Raw genomic sequence first — 19959 nt, forward strand, 5'->3', positions numbered from 1 at the left:
AATCGTGACATGTGTATGATTGGTCTTACAATTATTAATTTATTTTGGAAAACGGATATCGAACTACCTAATGCCTGTTACTGGTCAATAATTTGGTCAAGAACTCAAAATAAGCACCGGAAATTACAGTTCACAAGGATAGAGAAAAATAGCCGATAACCCTTGATATGAGTGGGTTTTCGGCTATTCAAGGAAATTGACGGAAATTGCCCATTTGATCTTGACAGGGTGGGGGTCGCTGGTTCGAACCTAGTCCGGATCATATATGACGTTCAAAACCCTTGATACTGGTAATATCCCCTCATGGTTGACTGTGTTTAAAACCCCACTTTTACAATTTGGGTAAGACACAATTGACCAGAGGGGATTTTTTTATGGCTAAAAAAGGACAAACATTTAGAGTTTATACGAAAGAGGAAAAAATGGAAGCCGTACGTCTTTATGAGTCCGGAGTATCTTCTAGAGAAGTCGCCAGAAGATTAGGCATTCCAGAAAAAAGACAGGTGTTGGACTGGGTTAATAAGGCTCGTAGTGGGGAGGCACTAACAGCTTCTCGATCAAATCAGGCATGGCGAAAAGGGCGTCCAAAAACCAAATTCACAAGCGTTGAGGAAGAGTTAGCATACATAAAAGCGGAGAATGAATATCTAAAAAAGCGATATCCAAATCTAAACGGGGAGTGACTTCGAAGAAATCAAGGTTCTCAATTATTGAACAAATGCAACCAAATATCGATTATCATGGCTGCTCAGTTTTGCAAAAGTATCCCGTGCGGGATATTACAAATTGGGAAAGTCCAGAGAGGCATCTGTTCGACGTAGCGAAAAGGAAGTCAACCTAAAAGAACATATCCAAAGTATCCATCGCTTGCATCCTTATTATGGTTACTTACGAATGACAGTTGCTCTTCGCAAAGAAGGATTACAAATCAATCACAAATGTGTCTATCGATTGATGAAGGAATTAGGCATCCGCTCAGTAATTCGTAAAAAAAGGCGATTCTTCGGCAGACAGGCATCAGTTGTAAACCCGGATCGTCTGGAAAGACAGTTTAAAGCAGGAGCACCTCTAAAGAAGCTGGTAACCGACATCACCTATCTACGAGTCGGAGAACGATTTTTTTATCTATCTGCTGTGCAGGATCTGTTAAATAACGAAATCGTTGCTTGGCATGTCTCTTCCCAAAACGATTTGTCACTCGTGATGAGTACCGTAGATAGTCTTTGTAAGGGAAGAGAGGTGAACGGTTCCGTCCTACATTCGGACCAAGGTTTTCAATACACTTCCAGACACTATAATAAACGTTTGGATGAGTACGGAGTACTAGGAAGTCATTCGAGACGGGGAAATTGCCTGGATAATGCCTGTATCGAGTCATTCTTTTCTCATCTGAAGACAGAAATGATGTATCGATGCTCGGCAAAATCATTTGAGGAATTAAATCAATCTGTTGAAACATACATTGCATTTTATAATCAGAGTCGTTTTCAGAAAAAACTAGGCGACCGTTCCCCGATTGAGTATCGGAAAGCGATCGCCGCGTAACTATGGGTTTTTAGGCAGTCTACTTGACAGGGTTATGACCATACGCAAGGGTTTTTTGTTTTTCTAGTCTTTTGATTCTAATAATAACGGGAGTGAAAACTCGTGGTTACAAGGGTTTCACCCCGCCCTTTTATGTGGGGCCGAATAACATTTTTCCGAGGGTTTTTGCTGTTTCCTTTTGCATGCTGGGGATAGGTATCCAGCGTCATTCGTGTATCGGCATGGCCAAGGTGCTCCGTGAAAATCTTCGGATGAACGTTTGTTTCAAGTGCAGAGTTGCATGAGTATACCGCAAATCGTGGAAGCGGATATCATGATCAATGAAATTCCCAAGTGACGTGCAGTAAATTAGATCCAAATCATGATACACATCTTCTGCCAGTCGTTTTTGTTCCGCGATGAATGAGGGCATCAATGACTTCATCGGGAAGGTCGATGGAACGGAAGTCAGCTTTGGTTTTGGGGCATAGAACCAGCTTGGCCTTTTTATTAAGTGCTTGGGTAACGCTTAGATATCCTTCCTTGATGTTGAGGTAGCGCCAGGCAACTCCTAATAACTCATCTATCGCATGTCGTTCGTAAGCAAAGAAATCATGCAATATGGGCTGTTCTTGGTCACAACCAAAAATGTTCGCATCTGGGCTGCATCACAAGCCTTTACTTCCTTTTTGTAGACCTTTGGGGCATCCACGAGGCACGAGGTTTGCAACATTTTTGGAGATAAGCCCCCATCTCTCAATAGAATACTGATAAGGAAAGTGGCCCGAAATTAGTAATTCTTTTGAACGCCATGTTCTATGGTAGTCCAAACTATTAAATTGTTTTATTAAAATTGGTTTTCAATTATAGCGTAACAGGCATTTCAGAATGAATAGAGTAGCCAAATGGTTTCTTTTTGATAACGTTTTTCCCATACGGTTACAACGAAGTACAAATAAATCTAGTCTTATTTTGGTGAATTATGGAGGTAATCATTTTATTATGTAGAACTTTTAAACATCTATTATAAAATGGGACTGATTACCTATGCCGATGATTAAATGTGAGTTTTATTTAGCTAGTGCAATAAACAACAAGTGTTCCGAGAATACAGTAAATATTTCAACTGCTCAAATTGGATTATACGGAAATTTATTCTCGGAAAGCCTAATTTTACATACAGACGAACATTATAATATTTACACAAAGCCACAAAAGGGAAGGCTATGGAAACTTAAGAGCACAATGAATGTAACAATTGGAGATTATGGTTTTCTATTAAACAAAGTAAAATCACCTGCTGTTTCTGGAACAATAGGAGAAGCTGTTGTTATCCCGGCGCTTACAGCAAGCATGGGTATAAATTCAAATACGTTTGGATTTCAACGATTAAAATCTCGTTTTAAATGCCCAGATTTTCTTGTAGAAACAATGCCTGAATTTGATAAATTATGGAATATGACACCGGGTTCTAGTTCAAAATTCCCACCTGATATGCCGCTGGAGGTCAAGTCAAGATTAACACGGGATAACGGTTATCCGCATACAGCAGTTGATCAATTGAAAAGGTATTGGTCTGAGTGCAAAAGTATTGACCCCCAGAGGGACGGTTATGGAATAATTGCCCGTGTAAACATTGCTTCTTCAAATATTACAATAAGGTATTATTTATTTACTAAATAGAAAGTTAGGGAGAAAGCGATATGAAAGGAAATTTGGAAAATAACAATATTAAAGAGATAAATCGTGGTTGGATATTATTATGGGCTGGAAATCCATCGAAAAGTATGAGTAATTTGGTAAGTAGAAAAGTATATAATGATATAAATGTGGAACATAGTGGAAAAAACGATATTGAATATAAAGAAAATATACAAGCTGGAGCGAAAATCAATCAAGATGATTTACCCGATAAAAAGAGCATTGGGAAGAAAGATAAAAATAAAAGGAATCTTGTCGAATTACACGAAAAACAAGCAGACTATTTACTTAAACAAGCAGAGAATCTAGAGAAAAGATTAAAAAAAGAAGCTATTGATATCTATGACAATGGTCTTCTTGGAGATGCAGACTTTCATAATGCAGCAATTTTCCTTGGTCACTCCTCACAAATATCTTTTATGATAATCAGAAAAAACCCAGTCACATTGGAGCTAAGATTAGCAGTTTCCTCAACGTATTACGAATGGTCAATACCAAATAACGATGTCTTAACATTTGAGAACGTTAAAGTTAATATTTTTGAAAGCGACAATGAAGAGATTGAATGTTCGCAAGAGGTTGTCGTAAATTTTACATCTGATGCTTGGTTTGGAAAAATTTCATTCTTCAGCTTAGGTATTGCACATGGAGAGGTTTATTTAAGAGATGCCATTGAGGATATTTTCTTAATAAGAGAGATAGAAAACGTCATGAAAAATGTTGCTCAGAATATTTTTAAAAATATATCGCTTATATAATTAGTTTATTTTCTTGCCTGTGAAAGGCGGAGTCTATCTTTTTGAAAAAGAGTTTTTATATGGATTAGCTACCTTTGTTTTTCGGTCAAATAGCCAATGGTAATCGGAAAAACAACCAATTTGGAATAGTGAAAAATAAACGGAAAGCCACTTAATGCTCGTTTAGCTCGCGTTTTGTTTGAAAAGTGGTTACCTATTATATACGCATGGAAAAATCCTAGATACTCTCCAGTTCAGTTATCATTCAAAATAAATAATCGTAACGTTTGGTGTTGCTTGTGGTGAGTATAATCAATTCAATTAATTTTTAATAGATTATTACTCACAGATATTAGTTTTAACAGTGGAGGAGTAAGCAACTATACATCGATTGATACTATAAACTAGAAATTATAAAGTCGAATCAGGTATGTCTTTATACTAACTGGTGATAAAGCCTTCAGAATGACGATGGTTGGTACACAAAAATTCGTACTCGGGATATATTATTGGGAAGAAACGAGAGCTTAGTTAACTCCATCAAAATGTTGATGGAAGATAAATTTCGATTTGATGAGGTTAAAACAGAGATAACCAAATATCTATAAGCAATTTCATGCTGATAACAATCTGAGTGATAGTGTGTAGATTGTAAAAGTACAGAATTCAACACTTTCGACACTCTATAATATTCTCATAATAACATGATAGGAGAGACAAAATATATGAGGTTGCCTCATTTCCCTCCATATTCTCAGCTCCGAGCTTTTTTAAAGATTATCCATAAGATAAAAGTCGCTGACTTAAAAGGTTGGTTTAAAACTTATGAACAGTTGATTGGGACACCTCAAAATCCAGTAAAATGGGACAATCCTGATGAGTGGATAAAAGAACGACTTAATGGCATCGATGCAGAAATTACTGGTTTAATTTGGAATGGGACCGACAAATTAGTTAACCCTCGTTACGTTCGTAGCGTCTATTGGCCACTCAATAGTTACACTTTAGCTATCGAAAACTCACAAGGTTACTATGAACTAACGGAAAACGGTAAAGATTTTCTTAATAACGACGAAGGGGAGTCAGTCCAATTAATTGATCGAGAAGAAGGGCTCATTACAATACTCCGTCTTATCCAAGCCAGTAAAAAGGCTAGATCCAAAGATTTGGAAGAAGGATGGAGTTCTTTTTGCATGGAAAATTCGAATATTCGTGGTAACAATGTGATTAAGATATATCTGGCCCGCCGACTTAACAACCTTACTGATCGAAAATATCTTAACCGTGATAATGGTCGATACTATCTGAGCGAGAAGGGCTTGGAATACTTAGAAAAGATTCAAGAAGATAGTTCCACAAAAACAAGCGGTGAATATGAGAAGTTAAATTTCTTGCTTAAAGAGTTAGAAATTAAGAAAAGGGAAGAATTGCGGGCACATCTTGAAACTATGAATCCTTACAAATTTGAAGAATTAATCCGGGATCTACTTGAAGCAATGGGTTACGAAGATGTAGTAGTTACCTCGCCTTCAAATGACAAAGGTGTAGATGTTATTGGTAATGTACAGGTGGGAATAACTTCGATATCTGAGGTTGTCCAGGTTAAAAGGCATAAAGGAAATATAGGGAGGCCTGTAGTAGACCTATTAAGAGGATCTCTTCACAGATTTCAGGCTATACGAGGAACTATCATTACCACTGGAGATTTTGCAAAGGGTGCTAAGGATGCGTCTTTAGAATATGGAGCTGCCCCAATTACATTAATTAATGGAGAACGACTTATTGAACTGCTATTCGACAATGAGATTGGGGTAAAAAAACAAGAAATCACGTACTTTGCCATTGACTACGATAAATTCAAAGAACAATCAGATGCAGACGAACAATAAGGTGAAGAGACAGAATTGACATTATGTAAAACTTATTTATTTTAGCTTTTCTATTAGGATATTAAATTATTAGTAGCGTCTACTACCTTGTTACAATTTAAAAATTTTAGATACAGAGTGGTGATCTGTATCACAAGTGATAATTAAGCGAAGGTTTAATGGAACTAAATCTCCCAACTGATAAAATAATTGCAATCCTTTGGAAGAGATACACTGCCTGGGATATTTTACTTCAAAAAAGTGTAAAACAGGAGCTTCAGGAATTAAGAGATAGAAGAGATATTATCTTTAGAAGTAACTGGATTACATTTGTAGCCCTAAATATAGATTAAGCGAAGGAGAACGTTAATGTAATAAAATCAAGAACAATCTTTACCAGAGCCAATGAAATAAAGACCAGTTTTGATGGATTTTATTAATGCATTACTTTTAAAGCGGCACGGTAGCAGTAACATAATTAATGAGTCACATAATCATTGTTATCGGAATAAAGCCCCTTTCTTTCGGATCTTTGAGACCGGGCACTCACTCCAGGAAACAGATGGAAACGAATTCTATTCAAATTGACAAGGTTGGGGTCGCAGTTTGAACTAGTCCGGAACACCATAATACAAACGTTAGAACCCTTGAAAAATTAAGGGTTCTTCTTATGTTCTCGTCGATTCATCCTTATTACATAACCCCAGGAGGTTGTCGCTTGATACCATTTGGATAGCCCTGATTCAACCACAGCTATCCTGAGAGACTTTGTTTCATCTTACTCTCGAAGTTGTCAGCAGCTTCTTTATGCATTTTTGACACCGCATTACAATATTCGTCTATTGTAATCGATGTTGCAGGAATGTCGAGCGGGGCAGATCACGCACCGAATAAGGCGGACTTTCGAACTCAAAGTTGTATTTGCAACTTTATACCTATTGCTCGTGACCATTCTACATCCGATACGTCAAAAAATGGGCATTATTTCCTTTTTATATAGATTGGATATCTAGCATATCGATCACCATGAGTCTTCCATCTGTATTGAATCCTTTACAGAGAGGAGGAGACTGAATGCCCAATATTGAAGGTATCAACATCCAACAATCAAGTGCTGAACGCAAGAGCTACGTGGTTGTGGGAGCCATTTTATCATGCAGCAGCGGAAGTAAACAGAGTCGGCTGAAAATGCCGTTCAGCCATGGTGTTTTTGTAAAAGGAAAGCCGCAAATGAACATCATGGATTTTGTTCCTAACGTAAATATCATGCCCTTTGGAAAGTGCAGCAGCTTACAAAATCCCACAGTCGCTTCTGCCACAGCAGCCAACAATGGTGTACTTAAACCAATGCCGTGCACACCTCTGACAACAATGCCATGGGTAGATGGAAAAGCGGACAAAATGGTCGGTGGTCATCCGGCATTGCTTAATAAATCAACAAATATGTGTTTCTATTGTGGGCAGATAAAGATTGAAGATGACGGGCAGGATTTGGGTGGTGTGACGGTAGGAAATCAGTCGTCAATAAATAGCGGGCCGTCTGCTGCTGGTTTTGGACAAGGACCAGCTTGCGAAAAGCCGCAGGAAAAGCCTAGCATGTGGGATAGTTTCGTCAAAGGAATCTCGATGCTGGGAGATGTTCCTGCTGCGATGCAAAAAGCGGCAAGTGAGTTGCCAAGCGCTTTGGAGAAAGCTGCTAATGATTTGCCAAAAGGTTTGAAAAAGGCAGCGGAGGATTTACCAAAGGGTATTGAAGTGTTTGTAAAGGAAGGCTTTATCGAGCCAATGCAAGAAGACTTGGATACGTTGCGGGATGAGGATATCAATCTCGAAGATGCACTTGCTATCAGCGGGCTTGCCGTACATGCACTGACGTTGGGGAGAAGTAAAAATGTTAAGGATATAGTGAATGCGTTAAAGAAGGGAAAGAAGGGGACGGACAAAGCCCCTATTCCTACAAAACCCGGTGGGGGAAGCAATCCCAAAGATTTTGTCAATCCACATTCTGAAAAGCACCTGTATGACCCAAGTAGACCCTCTACCCCTAATAGGTCACAATATGGGAAAGATGTTGATGTAGAGAAATTAAGGCTAGAAACAATGACTAATTCGGATAAGGCATTTTCAAACTGGCCAAATCCCAATAATCCGAATCCAAACCGGATCACCAAGTATTATAAAGAATTTGACGGAAACATCAGTACACCTGATACTCCAACGGGAAGTCACAGAGTTTTTGAACATCTAGATGACCCTACCAGAAGTTCACATTTCCCTTATGTGCCAAGAAATAAAGAATGAGTGGGTGAGAGAAAGTGAGATTATTGTTGTATCATGCTTATTTACCTGAAAATCACGCACATTTTGTTTCGGAAGAACAAGTCATGCAAGAAGGAATACAATACTTTACAAAGTCTAATAATCGTTATAGTAACGGTGGTAGAGTACAAAATGAAAAGACTGAAAGTTTGAGACCTTTTAGTATCCCAGATTGGGTTAATTTTAAAGAAGCTATAGGTGTTGATATATCTAATCGCTTTTTTAAGTCGTTTTGTTTTCCTGTGTTTACGGATAAAATTCTCGTATTTGATAGTGAGATATCTATTTCTATCTATGACCAAGCGTTCTACGATGATTTCAAGGATTTTGATGAAGAAGCCTTGAACTTTGACACGGGAGAAAGCATTGAGCATTGGATTAAGTTGTATTGGGATAGCATGATGACACTTCAAGAATACTTGCTAAAAAGACCTTATCCAAAACCAGAGATATTAGTGTTTGAGTCAGTACCTAAAGAGATTATTCGAGTGTGTGAAGAAAAATCGTAAACTGTGCGTATTTGGCTTGGTAGGGCTACCCAGTGCCGAATGAGTCCTTCATCTTACAATCCCTAACATAACCTTTGTTCTTCATGAAGAGCACTTAATTATGATGATTTGAAGGTTGACGCTCTATAAGAAGGCTACACACGATGAATAAGCCGCTCGGGTAAATAACCGGGCGGTTTTTGTTTTGGGTTCATTAATGTTTGAAGGAGTTAGAGCTTTAGGAGCAGGTTTATACGTTCTGTTCAGATTTCGAGGAGACAATGCTGTCCCTAAGGTCGTAAAAACGCCAATGTTATCATCTTGATAATTTTTACCTCAAGCACTTCTTTACTTCAAAACTCATACTTCTAAGCTCAATGACACTCGGACGCTCCAAAATGTCAAATTTGGTAAAAACAAGAAGGAATCTGTCGTTTCTAGTAGAATATAACCCTCAATAAGTAATTGAGGTGAAAAAGTTCCATGCTGTTTGTCCTATTTTCAACATTGGAATACCTTGCAATATTTGCTCTTATGACTACGCTATTTAGGTTTGGTTTTATTGTTCATATCAACCGGATTCTCTTTGTGAGTCTGGTATTAATGCTTTTCTCGTTTGGGCTGCGGCAATTTACGCCATATGGAGACTATGCGACTATAGCTCAAGTCGTCATAATCTTTGGGGCATTAGTCCTGGTATGGAACGTGAATTGGGGGCATGCTGCCTTAATGACCATGATAACAGCAGGAATCTACTTGGGTATTCAGATGATGGAGGTGTTTTTCCTGACCGTCATAGGAACGCTAGAAACAATTGAATCGTTAGAGGATCGAAGCATCAGCACAGGGTTCATATTCCAAACAATCTCCGCAATACTTACCTTTGCATTATGCTATGGACTTAGGAAATTTGGACTGCAATTTACCTTTGTCAGAGACGGAGCGCCTTTCTCTCTTTATCATAGAATCAACATGGTGATTCTGTCACTGATCATTGTAACAGGTGTATTGATAACGGTCTTGTTTAAATTAGCAAGTACATATGGAATTGGTTCCTTGGTGTGGATTTTCTTCGGAATGGCAATCGGAATCACGATACTGGCATGGCTGGCTATAAAAAGGGATGGGGACTATGATTGAAACTCTTGCTGAAAGAATAGCCATACAACTAAAGTCGATCAATCCACATGAAACGAAGTCAGTCCCTACCATGAAGTTTGGGTTAATCCTTATCATCAACATGCTGCTCATTATTACGATTAGCCTCATCATTTCACTCATGATAGGGACTTTTCAAGGAACATTACTCACATTGGCCGGATTTTTAGTCCTACGCCAATTTTCAGGAGGATTTCACTATTCATCGTCTGTCTACTGCACCATGACAAGTATAGTGGGAGCTGTATTCATCCCTCTTATCACCCTTCCTAATGATTTTGTCACCCCGATTATTATCATCACATTAGTCTTGGTAGCACTTTTTGCACCGCAAGATATGGAAATGCAATCACGACTATTCAAACAGAATCAGACTTTACTCCTCAAGCTCATTTCGATTACCATCGTCAGTTCATTATTTTTCATAGAAAGCGAGACACTGGTTAAGACCTTCTTTGTGCAAGCACTGACGCTAATTCCACTGAAAGGAGGTGGAAAAGATGAAAAATAAAGCGATGATGTTCGTAGCGAAGCATGTTTCAGCAATTGCTTCATTCGTTGCAGTAATGGCAGTATCTACAGCATCCTTTGGTTTCGTGGGGAAACCTGAAATTCCAGAAGAATTAAAGAAGTAAGGAGCAATGAACGACACAGACCATCTCTCACTCGACTTCAGTTCGAACGGGGAAAACTGGTTGCCTCATTGCGCTTTTGTAAATCTTAACTTTATAACAGATCATTCGCGTATGATTGTATGGTACTTATAGACTGCTTCTTTCAGAGCATTGCAAATTATCTCACCCCCTTGTTAGACAAGGGGGTTTCTTATTTTACTGCGGCTGGTTCATTGGCGTCTTTGAATCGTTAATGAATCCAAGCAGGCTGTCTCTTAGTCGGAAAATCGATTTTTGAGACAGTCCCTTACTGTTTTTACATACCCTAACGCTTAGAAATAGAGAATTTGGCTGTGAAATTCATTTTTTTCATATAGGAGGAATTCGCTCCGGCTTGAAATTGGACAGAAATATTGCCGTCTTTTTCTGCTTGGAAGACGCGTCCGTATGGTGAATTAGCAGGGTATGTACCAATCACTTGATTATCCGCACCAAAGACTGTATAAGAAATCGGGAATCCTGAATTGTTTACAAAAATCGTAAGTTCTTCTCCCTTTTTAAGTGAAAAAGATTCTTTTTGCGTCACTTCGTATGAACCCAAAGAATAGTATTTCGTAACCTCTTGCGTGTCTAAAGTCGTTGTTGCTGCGCTAGCTTTTGAGACTTCTAATCCAGGCAAATATCCACCAGAAAGTACTGCAATTCCTAATGCCCCTGCTAAAATAGCTTTTTTCATAATCGTAATGCCTCCTTTTTGGCTCATTATGAGCGAAAGTAAATATTTGGAAATTATAACCATTATAGTATCGTTGAAAATGATTATCAATAAATATTTTTTTGCATCTCACCGCGTGATAAACAGGACATAAAAAAAGAGAGTGATTCAACGGAATCAACATCCCCCTAAAAACGGCACACACATCCCCGTATCAGGACAAAACCCCTCATTCTCCACACACAACCTTTCCGTAAACCCAGGCTCCTCCCGCGCGAGAAACTTAAAATAACAAACAATTTCATGATTCCGTACAGCTAAACTATTCAACTGAAAATCCAACAAATACTTCCGATCCACATGCTGGTAGTACAATCCTTTCTTCGTAAACGGAGGCGGATACACCTTGGACGGCAAAGTCGGAATAATATCATGAACATTCACGATCCGAACACTGTTTTTTACAGTCTCATTAAACCGCGAAGCAAAGACAGGATCTCCGACACGAGGGCTCCCATACGTATACACAAAAGGTCGCGTAAACTTCGTATTCACCGCAATATCCAAACCAGCAAGTGCGGCCAAGCCTCCCCCTAAACTGTGTCCAGCAACCAATAGTCTTTTCGATCTAGAGAGCTTGCTCAACTCCCGAATCAATTCATCTCTCGCGGATTGATAAATGCAAGTAAACCCGCGGTGGGTCTTTCCTGCCTTTTTGACAAAACGATAGGGGACTTGATACAAATCTTGATCAGACTCATTGTCGTTAAAGGTGCGTGTTCCCCGAAAAGCAACAACGATACTGTCTGATGACTCGGCTACAAAACCAAATACCTCCGGCTCCGGCGTCTCTACACCAGCCAATGCTCGAATCGTCGAGCGCTGACGATACCCTTTTGGCAAGATGAGTGAATCTGTTTCAAAAAGCTGATAGGCCTGATGGATCATGGCTGCAAGCAAAACCGCATCTTCGCTGTTATAACTACGATCGACCATTCATGTGTCTCCCTTTCTAAGTTTCAAGGCTGTAAAAGCTAGCAGTTACCTTGAAACGGAATACACGTATCCGTATCGGGACAAAGCCCCGGATTTTCTACACAGAGCGTTTGGGCGTAATCAGGGTCATACTGAGTGAGGTTGTGAAAATAGCAGGCGATATTATCGTTACGAGGCGTATTATTCAGTTGAAACGAGAGAGGAAACTTGTTTTTTACATGTTGATAATAGATACCTTCCTGGGTAAAAGGAGGCGGATATTTTTGATCGGGGAAGGTAGGAAAAGAGTCGTGAACATTGACAATGCGCAGACTATTTACAACGACTTTATTGAAGCGTGAAGCGAAGGTGGGGTCACCAATACGCGGACTGCCATAGGTGTAAACGATTGGGTGCCTAAACTGCGTGTTTACCGCAATATCTAAAGCTGCCAGCACAGCCAGAGCACCGCCGTAGTTGTGTCCAGTTATAAAGAGCTTTTTTGATCCGGAAAACTGATTGATTTTTCTGATGAAGCGATCCCGCGTTGACTGATACAGGCATGTAAATCCACGTGAGGTCTTTCCAGCCTCTTTCACAAAAGGATAGGGAACTTGCAGAATGTCGTAGGCTGCCAAAAGGTCTGCTGGATATGCCGCGTACCCTCTGAAGGCAATGATAACTTGATCTTTAGATTCTGCTACAAAACCATAAACATGTTCTGTTGGATTCTCTGCATCTGCAAAAGCCTGAATCGTGTATCGAAGCTGAAAACCTTTGGGTAAGATAAGCTTCCCTTGAAAAAATAGTAGATAAGTCTGATAGCTCATGGCTGCAAGGAAAATGGCAGCCTGACTAGTAAACATGTTGTCTTCGTCCGAGAAAACCATGCAGACAAATTCCTTTCCAAACAAGAATACGAATCTAACGCCTTTATTTGTCTTTCCCAAATGAAAGCAGGGCAAGGCTATTCGAATGACACTTACCATGAGCCTATGTTTTTACGATGAAATGCGTGCTTGTATGAAGAAAATATATGACTGCTTATCGGACAGGAGAGGGGATTGCGATGACGAATTATAAAGGATGTGGTAGAAAAAGGAAAAGGGGCGCGTCGCAACGCTCCCCATTTACAAAGGTTCTGAGAGGATTTCAATTCCCACATCAATTGTTTTCTCTACTCCCATAAAGGTTAGAAATATTTTTGCCCTGTTTTTGTGTTTATCCACTTTTTTAATAATGCCTTCCAGTCCTTTGAGGGGACCAGATTCTACGATCACCTTTGAATTTTCTAGGTAAACTTTTGAATAATCGACAACTTCACCGTTCCCCATGAGTTGGAGTATCGGGGTGATTTCTTTTTCGTCAATGCTCGAATAATAAGCGCCCTCATCTTGCGAATAGTAACTACCGCTATTGACCAAACGCAAACTTCTAGGAATTTTTTTGATTTTATGGAACATTTCGTTAGTCATTTCGGTCTTAATAAGTACATATCCAGGAAAAATATTCTTTAGGACATTATACACAATGCCTGACTTTTTCTCAGGAACCAATCTCTTCGGTACAACGGACTTTAAAGACTGCTCATTAAAATAGAGTCTGAGGTACTTTTGAACGACTTCTTCTTTACCGGATTCTACAAAGATGGCATACCATTTCAAGATGAGCAATCCTTTCATTATGAAGTAGATTCGTGAGTAACTGGAGTGCTTACTGCTTTCCAAAAAATAGGAATGATTGAGTAGATGAATTCTCAAAATTTGTGGTATTATACTAAATATATCCAATTCTTTCGTGTTATGCAATAAATGCGATTGTTGCAACATTCTGTATAAATAGAAAGATTCAGTTGCATAAGCTTCTTATCGAAAGTAAAATCTCTAAGGGAATTTAATCGCTGTTTCGGCACGTTAAAGGAACTGGGGAGGTCATACCGAGAAACGGTAGTGTGTATAACTATTTACCCACGAACCGGGGAAGCTCTGCCCTTTGGCATAGTCGTAAAACGAGAGAAGGCGGAGATTGGATGCATGTGTTCCCACAGATCTTTACGAAAGAATTCGTTATAAAAGCTACGAATAGAGAGTTTCGTGCCAGCTTGAGCATTGGCTACTTTTCTGTTCCCGCTGATTTTTTTAAAATGGTAAGATTCTTGCACCCAAAAGAATTTGAGTACTATTTTCATTTAGAGTTTGAGCGGAGAGTAAAAAGCTACCTGACTGGGAGATATGTCGCCAAAAAAGCCGTTTCGTTTCTGACTGGAGAAGACAGCTTAGACCGAATATGTATTGCACAGGGCATTCTTCATCACCCTGTCGTGAACTTGCCGAATACAACCAATGTCCAAGTCAGTATCACCCACTGTGACGATCTTGCAGCCGCCATTGCTTTTTCGGAAGAACTACCGATGGGGATTGATATAGAGAGAATTAGTGTTGATAGAAATAAAGTTCTGGAGACGCAAATGACCGCGAAAGAGAGTAGCTTGTTGTCAGGCTTGCCTTATTCCTATGAAGCGACTCTCACTCTTTTCTGGACAGTCAAGGAAGCGTTATCCAAAATCTTGAAGACAGGCTTAACAACGTCTTTTCATATCTATGAAATAAGCCAAGTGGAGCTAAGGGATGGGGTTGTGTTTAGTCTTTTTGAAAACTTTCCCCAATACCGTACTGCTTCCTATATTCTTGGTGATTATGTATGTTCGATCACCTACCCGAAAAAGACAGAGTGGAGTGTTGGTGTAGTAAAGGATGTGCTCCATGAGATAGAACAATGCATGACAAAGCGCTTATGAATTCCCCATTAGCGGTCAATTGACCAGGCTGTGGGGAGTTTTCTTTATAAAAACCTTTTATAAAAACAAGGGGTGCATCATACATGGAAAAGCCTGTTGTGTTTATGTTTTCTGGACAGGGGTCTCAGTACTATCAGATGGGGAAAGATCTTTTTGACCAGAATCCGGTATTTCGCAAATGGATGCTTAGGCTAGATGAAAAGGTACATTCCCTGATCGGGGAGTCTGTTCTTGCCCAGTTATATGATGACACGAAGCGTCGCGACGACCTATTTGATCGCACCCTTTATACGCATCCCGCCATTTTTATGGTGGAATACGCTCTGGCTCAGGATCTTATGGAAAGCGGAATAAAGCCAGACTATTGTCTGGGGAGCAGCTTGGGGGAGTTTGTGGCGGCGGCTGTGTCTGGGATCATGCCTGTGGAAGAATTGCTGCAACTCGTGGTGGAACAAGCCACCCTTTACGAAACGTATTGTCAGAAAGGGAGTATGCTTGCGATTCTCCACAATCCCGATTTGTATGACCAAGAGCCGCTCTTGCATCGAAATAGCGAGTTGGTAGCGGTGAATTTTCATTCGCATTTTGTCATTGCTGGGAGCAGTCATCAGTTACAACGCATGGAGGATTATGTCAAAAGCAAGGGGATTATTTGTCAACGCCTACCCGTGTCGTATGCTTTTCACTCCTCTTACATCGATCCGGCTGAACCACATTATCGGGAGGTATTGAAACAGAAATCGTTTGGAATTCCCCAGATTCCCTTTGTATCGTGTGTTCATGGTGAAATCTTGAGGGAACTGCCAGTTGACTACTTTTGGCAAGTCGTGCGAAAGCCAATGCAGCTTCCAAAAGCTGTCCAAGAGCTGGAGAAACAGCAGAGCTACATCTATTTGGATTTGGGACCAGCAGGGAATTTGAGTAATTTTACAAAGCGAAATCTGCGGCAAGATTCCCAGTCAGAATGTTACTCAATGATCACACCTTTTAAAAAGGACAGCGAAAATGTTGAGCGCATCAAGCAGCTATTCTCTAAGAAACAATTGAATACAAATAGAAAGGAAGGCAGAAAAATGACCACATATGTTTTCCCAGGGCAGGGCTCCCAAATAAAAGGAATGGGGGGCTCTCTTTTTGATGAGTTTCCAGAAATAACGGCCAAAGCTGATCAGATATTAGGTTATTCCATTAAAGAATTATGTCTGCATGATCCAGACAAGCAGTTAAGTAAAACGCAATTTACCCAGCCAGCTCTGTACGTGGTAAATGCGCTAAGCTACCTGAAAAAAGTAAAGGAAACCGGGAAAAAACCTGACTATGTGGCGGGACACAGCCTGGGTGAGTACAATGCGCTTTTTGCATCAGGGGTGTTTGATTTTGAGACAGGGCTGCATTTGGTGAAAAAACGGGGTGAGCTGATGAGTCAGGCCGTGGGTGGAGGCATGGCGGCTGTGATCGGGTTTACTTTGGAGCAAGTGGAACGGGTATTACATGAAAATCATTTGACCAGCATCGATATTGCCAATCACAATTCTCCCTCCCAATTTGTGATTGCAGGTCGGAAAGAAGATATCGAGCGTGCCAACCCTGTTTTTCAGGAAGCGGGCGTAAAAGTATACATACCGCTAAAGGTGAGCGGAGCATTCCATTCCCGTTACATGAATGATGCGAAGCAGAGCTTTGAGAACTATTTGAATCAGTTTGCGTTTTCCAGTATGACCATTCCTGTAATTTCAAATGTCCATGCAAGACCCTATAAACAGAGCGAAGTGAAACGGAATTTGGTTGAACAAATTACACACCCAGTGAAATGGAATGACAGTATTCGATATCTCCTGGCCGTGGGGGAAAACGAAATAGAAGAAGTCGGCCCTGGTACTGTGTTGACCAAATTAGTAACTACAATCCGAAATGAAGCAGAGCCGCTGATCATAGATGTGGAAGAAGAGAAAGAAAACATGGAGCAAGAGGCAAAGTCGGTTTCTATCAACGTACAGGCCGAAGAGATATCGAGCGCCGCGGAGCAGCCAAAAGGAGTTACCGCTTTTTCGCTGGGGAATCAGCAATTTAAACAGGACTACGGACTAAAATATCCCTATCTGGCAGGAGCGATGTACAAGGGAATTTCATCAGAAAAGCTGGTCATTAAAATGGGAAAAGCCGGGATGATGGGCTTTTTCGGAAGCGGTGGCTTACAGCTGGATAGAATCGAGCGAGCCATCCAACAGATTCAACGTGAACTACAGCATGGCGAGCCGTATGGGATGAATTTGTTGCATCATCCAAGTGATCCATCCATGGAAGAAAGAATCGTTGATCTGTATCTTGCCTATCAGGTGAGGGTGATTGAAGCATCTGCGTTTATGGCGATTACCCCTGCGTTGATCATCTATCGGGCCAAGGGATTAAAGCGGGGGACGAACGGGCAAGTGGAGGCGGCAAATAAAATTTTTGCCAAGGTATCACAGCCTGAGGTAGCGGAAGCCTTTTTAAGTCCCGCGCCTGAGTATCTGATAGAAAAATTGGTGCAAGAACAAAAGCTTACAAGGGAAGAAGCGAGTCTGTTACGAGAAGTTCCGATGGCGGATGAGTTAACGGTAGAGGCTGATTCTGGAGGAAATACCGATCACGGTGTAGCTTCTACTTTGATGCCTGCAATGATCCGGCTTCGAGATAACATGATGCACAAGTATGGTTACCGTAAGCCGATCAGAATTGGGGCTGCGGGCGGCATTGGAACTCCTGAGGCTGCTGCGGTCGCTTTCATGCTTGGGGCGGATTATATTGTCACAGGTTCGATCAACCAGTGCACAGTGGAGGCGGCGACCAGCGAGTCGGTGAAGGATTCGTTGCAGTTGGCCAATGTTCAAGACACAGAATATGCCCCAGCGGGTGAGATGTTTGAAATGGGAGCCAAAATTCAGGTGTTGAAAAAAGGTTTATTTTTTCCAGCGAGAGCGAACAAATTGCACGACCTTTATCGTCAATACAACTCGCTTGATGAAATCGATGAGAAAACCAAGCAGCAGCTCCAGGAAAAGTACTTTAAACGCAGCTTTGAAGAAGTGTATGAGCAGATGAAGACGACTTGCCCGCCTCAGGAACTGAAAAGAGCAGAACGTACGCCTAAATACAAGATGGCGTTACTTTTCAAATGGTATTTTAACCGCTGTTTTGACTGGGCTTTGGATGGAGCCGAAAGCTATAAAGTGGATTATCAGATTTACTGCGGTCCTGCGTTAGGTTCTTTTAATCAATGGGTGAAGGGAACGGCCGTTGAAAACTGGAGAGACCGTCATGTTGATCAAATTGGTGAAATGCTGCTCAAGGAGACAGCCGACCTTTTGAATCAGCGTATCCACGCTTTCATAGGTTCAAGCAAGTAAAGAAGGAATGACTCTCAAATAAGAAAGGAACGGCGAAAATGAATTTGGAACTAATAGAATACCATCCGCAAGGCGTTTCTAGCGAAGCGCCTCTTCTTTTTGTACATGGAGCATGTCATGGAGCATGGTGTTGGGAAAAAAACTTCCTTCCTTATTTTGCGGACAAAGGCTTTTCGTCTTACGCGCTGAGCCTTCGTGGACACGGTGAAAGTGACGGCTTTGAAAATCTTCATTCCTACACTCTTCAGGACTACATGGATGATGTTCTGGAAGTAATCGCGCGTCTAAGAAACAAACCAGTGCTGATCGGACACTCCATGGGCGGAGGAATTGTGCAAAAGATATTGCACCAGCATCCAGATTTAATCTCGGGTACCGTTCTCGTTGCCTCGATTCCTCCACATGGCGGGATGCGTGACTTATTCCGATTGATGTTCAGGAATTTTAAGGAAGCTATGCAACTGTTTACATATAACGAAAAACGAGATGCCTCACTGCTTGCCAATGTCTTTTTTTCCAAGGAGCTGCCGATGGAAAAAAAGGACGAGTGGGTGAAGCTCTTGCAGCCTGAATCACTGAAAGCAAGAACCGAGATGAATGGAAAAATTGTTCCCAAAACCATCAGTCCGAAAGCTCCGATGCTGGTTCTCGGCTCCCAAAAGGATCGGATGATTTCTGAGAAAACAACGCGCCGAATTGGCAAAACATACGGAATCGAGCCTGTTCTGTTCCCAAATGTCAGTCATGATATGATGCTTGACCCTGAATGGGAAGCTGTTGCTGGGCACATTTTGGCTTTTTTGAACGAATCTATATCTGAATGGCGGAGGTAGGGAATAACATGGAAGGTTCTTATCAAATCGCAAACATTGCAACGAATGTTGAGGTAGAAATAGAACGTTTGAAATCGCAGGTGGAGTTGTTTTGGGAGAAAGAGCTGAAGCATTATATCGAGTTTGGTCTGACAGATGGGATGTCGGTCATAGAGCTGGGCTCGGGGCCTGGATTCGTGATGGAAAAGGTCATGCAGGCGTTTCCAAATGGCAGAGTGACGGGATTAGAGATTGATCCTCTACTCGTTGATTATTCCAAAAACTATTTGACACAAAAGCAATCGGATCGATTTGAGATCGTCGAGGGATCGATTATGGAAACTGGCTTACCTAGCGATTCCTATGATTTTGCCATTACTCGACTCGTATTGGAGCATTTACCCGACCCAGTCGGTGCGGTTCGTGAAGTAGCGAGGTTGTTAAAACCAGGTGGCAAAGCGGTATTTATCGACAATGATTTCGAGATGCACATCATGACCACCCCGCATGTACCCGAATTGCGAGAGCTGTATGATGCCTACTGTGCGGCCCGCTATGCGGAAGGCGGCAACCCGAAAATCGGTCGTGAACTGCCAACGGTGCTAAAGCAAGGCGGACTTGGAAAAATAGATTTTGAAGTCATTTGCGCTCACAGTGAGCTTCTCGGGTATGAAATGTTTCTAAAGTCGGAGGGTGTAGGCATTCCTGTGCAGTTGGTACGTGACGGCTATTTATCCAGTAAGGCGCTGGGCAAGCTATCTGTGGCATGGCGAAACATGCTGAAGACGGAAGGTCATTCCATTCTCAGACAGCTGTACATGGCTGTTGGTGAGAAATCGGTGTAGATGAAAGGGGGGAGTCGAGT

15 protein-coding genes and 2 pseudogenes are annotated in these 19959 nt (G+C 41.0%); 13 read left to right on the forward strand and 4 right to left on the reverse strand.

Annotated features, from left to right (window positions below):
• The first annotated feature begins 374 nt into the window (after positions 1–374).
• The 9 genes and pseudogenes from C7R94_RS15965 to C7R94_RS16015 all read left to right on the forward strand — a co-directional run bounded on the left by C7R94_RS15965 (position 375) and on the right by C7R94_RS16015 (position 10430).
• Positions 375–1545, forward strand: a pseudogene (locus tag C7R94_RS15965) (IS3 family transposase).
• Between the two features lie 1026 nt (positions 1546–2571).
• Positions 2572–3207: a hypothetical protein gene (locus C7R94_RS15975; RefSeq protein WP_106782742.1), complete on the forward strand. Its 636-nt coding sequence runs from the start codon at positions 2572–2574 to the stop codon at positions 3205–3207.
• Positions 3208–3227: 20 nt separating this feature from the next.
• On the forward strand, positions 3228–3983 hold the full coding sequence (locus C7R94_RS15980) for a hypothetical protein (protein ID WP_106782744.1): 756 nt from the start codon (positions 3228–3230) through the stop codon (positions 3981–3983).
• Between the two features lie 704 nt (positions 3984–4687).
• The gene (locus tag C7R94_RS15985) at positions 4688–5851 is read left to right on the forward strand and encodes a restriction endonuclease (protein ID WP_158264686.1); all 1164 of its coding nucleotides are present in this window, start codon (positions 4688–4690) and stop codon (positions 5849–5851) included.
• A 1053-nt stretch (positions 5852–6904) separates the two neighbouring features.
• Positions 6905–7321 (forward strand): annotated as a pseudogene (locus C7R94_RS15990) (DUF4280 domain-containing protein); the annotation flags it as partial.
• An 824-nt stretch (positions 7322–8145) separates the two neighbouring features.
• On the forward strand, positions 8146–8658 hold the full coding sequence (locus tag C7R94_RS16000) for a DNA polymerase III (protein WP_106782750.1): 513 nt from the start codon (positions 8146–8148) through the stop codon (positions 8656–8658).
• 567 nt (positions 8659–9225) lie between these two features.
• Positions 9226–9777, forward strand: coding sequence for a hypothetical protein (locus C7R94_RS16005; RefSeq protein ID WP_233220576.1), 552 nt, complete (start codon positions 9226–9228; stop codon positions 9775–9777).
• The gene (locus C7R94_RS16010; protein WP_106782754.1) at positions 9770–10306 is read left to right on the forward strand and encodes an accessory gene regulator ArgB-like protein; all 537 of its coding nucleotides are present in this window, start codon (positions 9770–9772) and stop codon (positions 10304–10306) included. Before C7R94_RS16005 ends, C7R94_RS16010 begins: the two co-directional genes overlap by 8 nt.
• Positions 10296–10430, forward strand: coding sequence for a cyclic lactone autoinducer peptide (locus tag C7R94_RS16015; RefSeq protein ID WP_106782756.1), 135 nt, complete (start codon positions 10296–10298; stop codon positions 10428–10430). Before C7R94_RS16010 ends, C7R94_RS16015 begins: the two co-directional genes overlap by 11 nt.
• 304 nt (positions 10431–10734) lie before the next feature.
• Here C7R94_RS16015 and C7R94_RS16020 read toward each other — a convergent pair whose 3' ends face one another.
• The 4 genes from C7R94_RS16020 to loaP form a co-directional block, all read right to left on the reverse strand.
• A complete protein-coding gene (locus C7R94_RS16020; protein WP_106782758.1) occupies positions 10735–11145 on the reverse strand; it encodes a hypothetical protein in 411 nt (136 codons plus the stop codon).
• 156 nt (positions 11146–11301) lie between these two features.
• Entirely contained in the window at positions 11302–12120 is an 819-nt protein-coding gene (locus tag C7R94_RS16025) for a lipase family protein (protein ID WP_106782760.1), read from the reverse strand.
• 38 nt (positions 12121–12158) lie between these two features.
• Positions 12159–12989 (reverse strand): lipase family protein, encoded by an 831-nt coding sequence (locus C7R94_RS16030; protein WP_106782762.1) that lies wholly within the window; start codon positions 12987–12989, stop codon positions 12159–12161.
• A 240-nt stretch (positions 12990–13229) separates the two neighbouring features.
• Positions 13230–13763, reverse strand: coding sequence for an antiterminator LoaP (gene loaP / locus C7R94_RS16035; RefSeq protein ID WP_106782764.1), 534 nt, complete (start codon positions 13761–13763; stop codon positions 13230–13232).
• A gap of 365 nt (positions 13764–14128) precedes the next feature.
• Here loaP and C7R94_RS16040 point away from each other — a divergent pair, with 365 nt between their 5' ends.
• The 4 genes from C7R94_RS16040 to C7R94_RS16055 all read left to right on the forward strand — a co-directional run bounded on the left by C7R94_RS16040 (position 14129) and on the right by C7R94_RS16055 (position 19939).
• Positions 14129–14896, forward strand: a complete 768-nt coding sequence (locus C7R94_RS16040) for a 4'-phosphopantetheinyl transferase family protein (protein ID WP_233220577.1) — start codon at positions 14129–14131, stop codon at positions 14894–14896.
• 83 nt (positions 14897–14979) lie between these two features.
• Entirely contained in the window at positions 14980–18282 is a 3303-nt protein-coding gene (fabD, locus tag C7R94_RS16045) for an ACP S-malonyltransferase (protein ID WP_106782766.1), read from the forward strand.
• Between the two features lie 38 nt (positions 18283–18320).
• Complete coding sequence (locus tag C7R94_RS16050) at positions 18321–19115, forward strand: alpha/beta hydrolase (protein ID WP_106782768.1); 795 nt, start codon at positions 18321–18323, stop codon at positions 19113–19115.
• 8 nt (positions 19116–19123) lie between these two features.
• Positions 19124–19939 carry a methyltransferase domain-containing protein gene (locus tag C7R94_RS16055; protein WP_106782770.1) on the forward strand — a complete coding sequence of 272 codons (816 nt, stop codon included), beginning with the start codon at positions 19124–19126 and terminating at the stop codon, positions 19937–19939.
• The last annotated feature ends 20 nt before the right edge of the window (positions 19940–19959 follow it).

The sequence above is a fragment of the Brevibacillus sp. NRRL NRS-603 genome (assembly GCF_003013445.1).
Taxonomy (GTDB): Bacteria; Bacillota; Bacilli; order Brevibacillales; family Brevibacillaceae; genus Brevibacillus; species Brevibacillus formosus.

Coding starts and splice junctions, on each gene's coding strand:
- C7R94_RS15975 (WP_106782742.1), top strand. CDS start 2,572: ATGCCGATGATTAAATGTGAGTTTTATTTAGCTAGTGCAATAAACAAC.
- C7R94_RS15980 (WP_106782744.1), top strand. CDS start 3,228: ATGAAAGGAAATTTGGAAAATAACAATATTAAAGAGATAAATCGTGGT.
- C7R94_RS15985 (WP_158264686.1), top strand. CDS start 4,688: ATGAGGTTGCCTCATTTCCCTCCATATTCTCAGCTCCGAGCTTTTTTA.
- C7R94_RS16010 (WP_106782754.1), top strand. CDS start 9,770: ATGATTGAAACTCTTGCTGAAAGAATAGCCATACAACTAAAGTCGATC.
- C7R94_RS16015 (WP_106782756.1), top strand. CDS start 10,296: ATGAAAAATAAAGCGATGATGTTCGTAGCGAAGCATGTTTCAGCAATT.
- C7R94_RS16020 (WP_106782758.1), bottom strand. CDS start 11,145: ATGAAAAAAGCTATTTTAGCAGGGGCATTAGGAATTGCAGTACTTTCT.
- C7R94_RS16025 (WP_106782760.1), bottom strand. CDS start 12,120: ATGGTCGATCGTAGTTATAACAGCGAAGATGCGGTTTTGCTTGCAGCC.
- C7R94_RS16030 (WP_106782762.1), bottom strand. CDS start 12,989: ATGGTTTTCTCGGACGAAGACAACATGTTTACTAGTCAGGCTGCCATT.
- C7R94_RS16040 (WP_233220577.1), top strand. CDS start 14,129: ATGCATGTGTTCCCACAGATCTTTACGAAAGAATTCGTTATAAAAGCT.
- fabD (WP_106782766.1), top strand. CDS start 14,980: ATGGAAAAGCCTGTTGTGTTTATGTTTTCTGGACAGGGGTCTCAGTAC.
- C7R94_RS16050 (WP_106782768.1), top strand. CDS start 18,321: ATGAATTTGGAACTAATAGAATACCATCCGCAAGGCGTTTCTAGCGAA.
- C7R94_RS16055 (WP_106782770.1), top strand. CDS start 19,124: ATGGAAGGTTCTTATCAAATCGCAAACATTGCAACGAATGTTGAGGTA.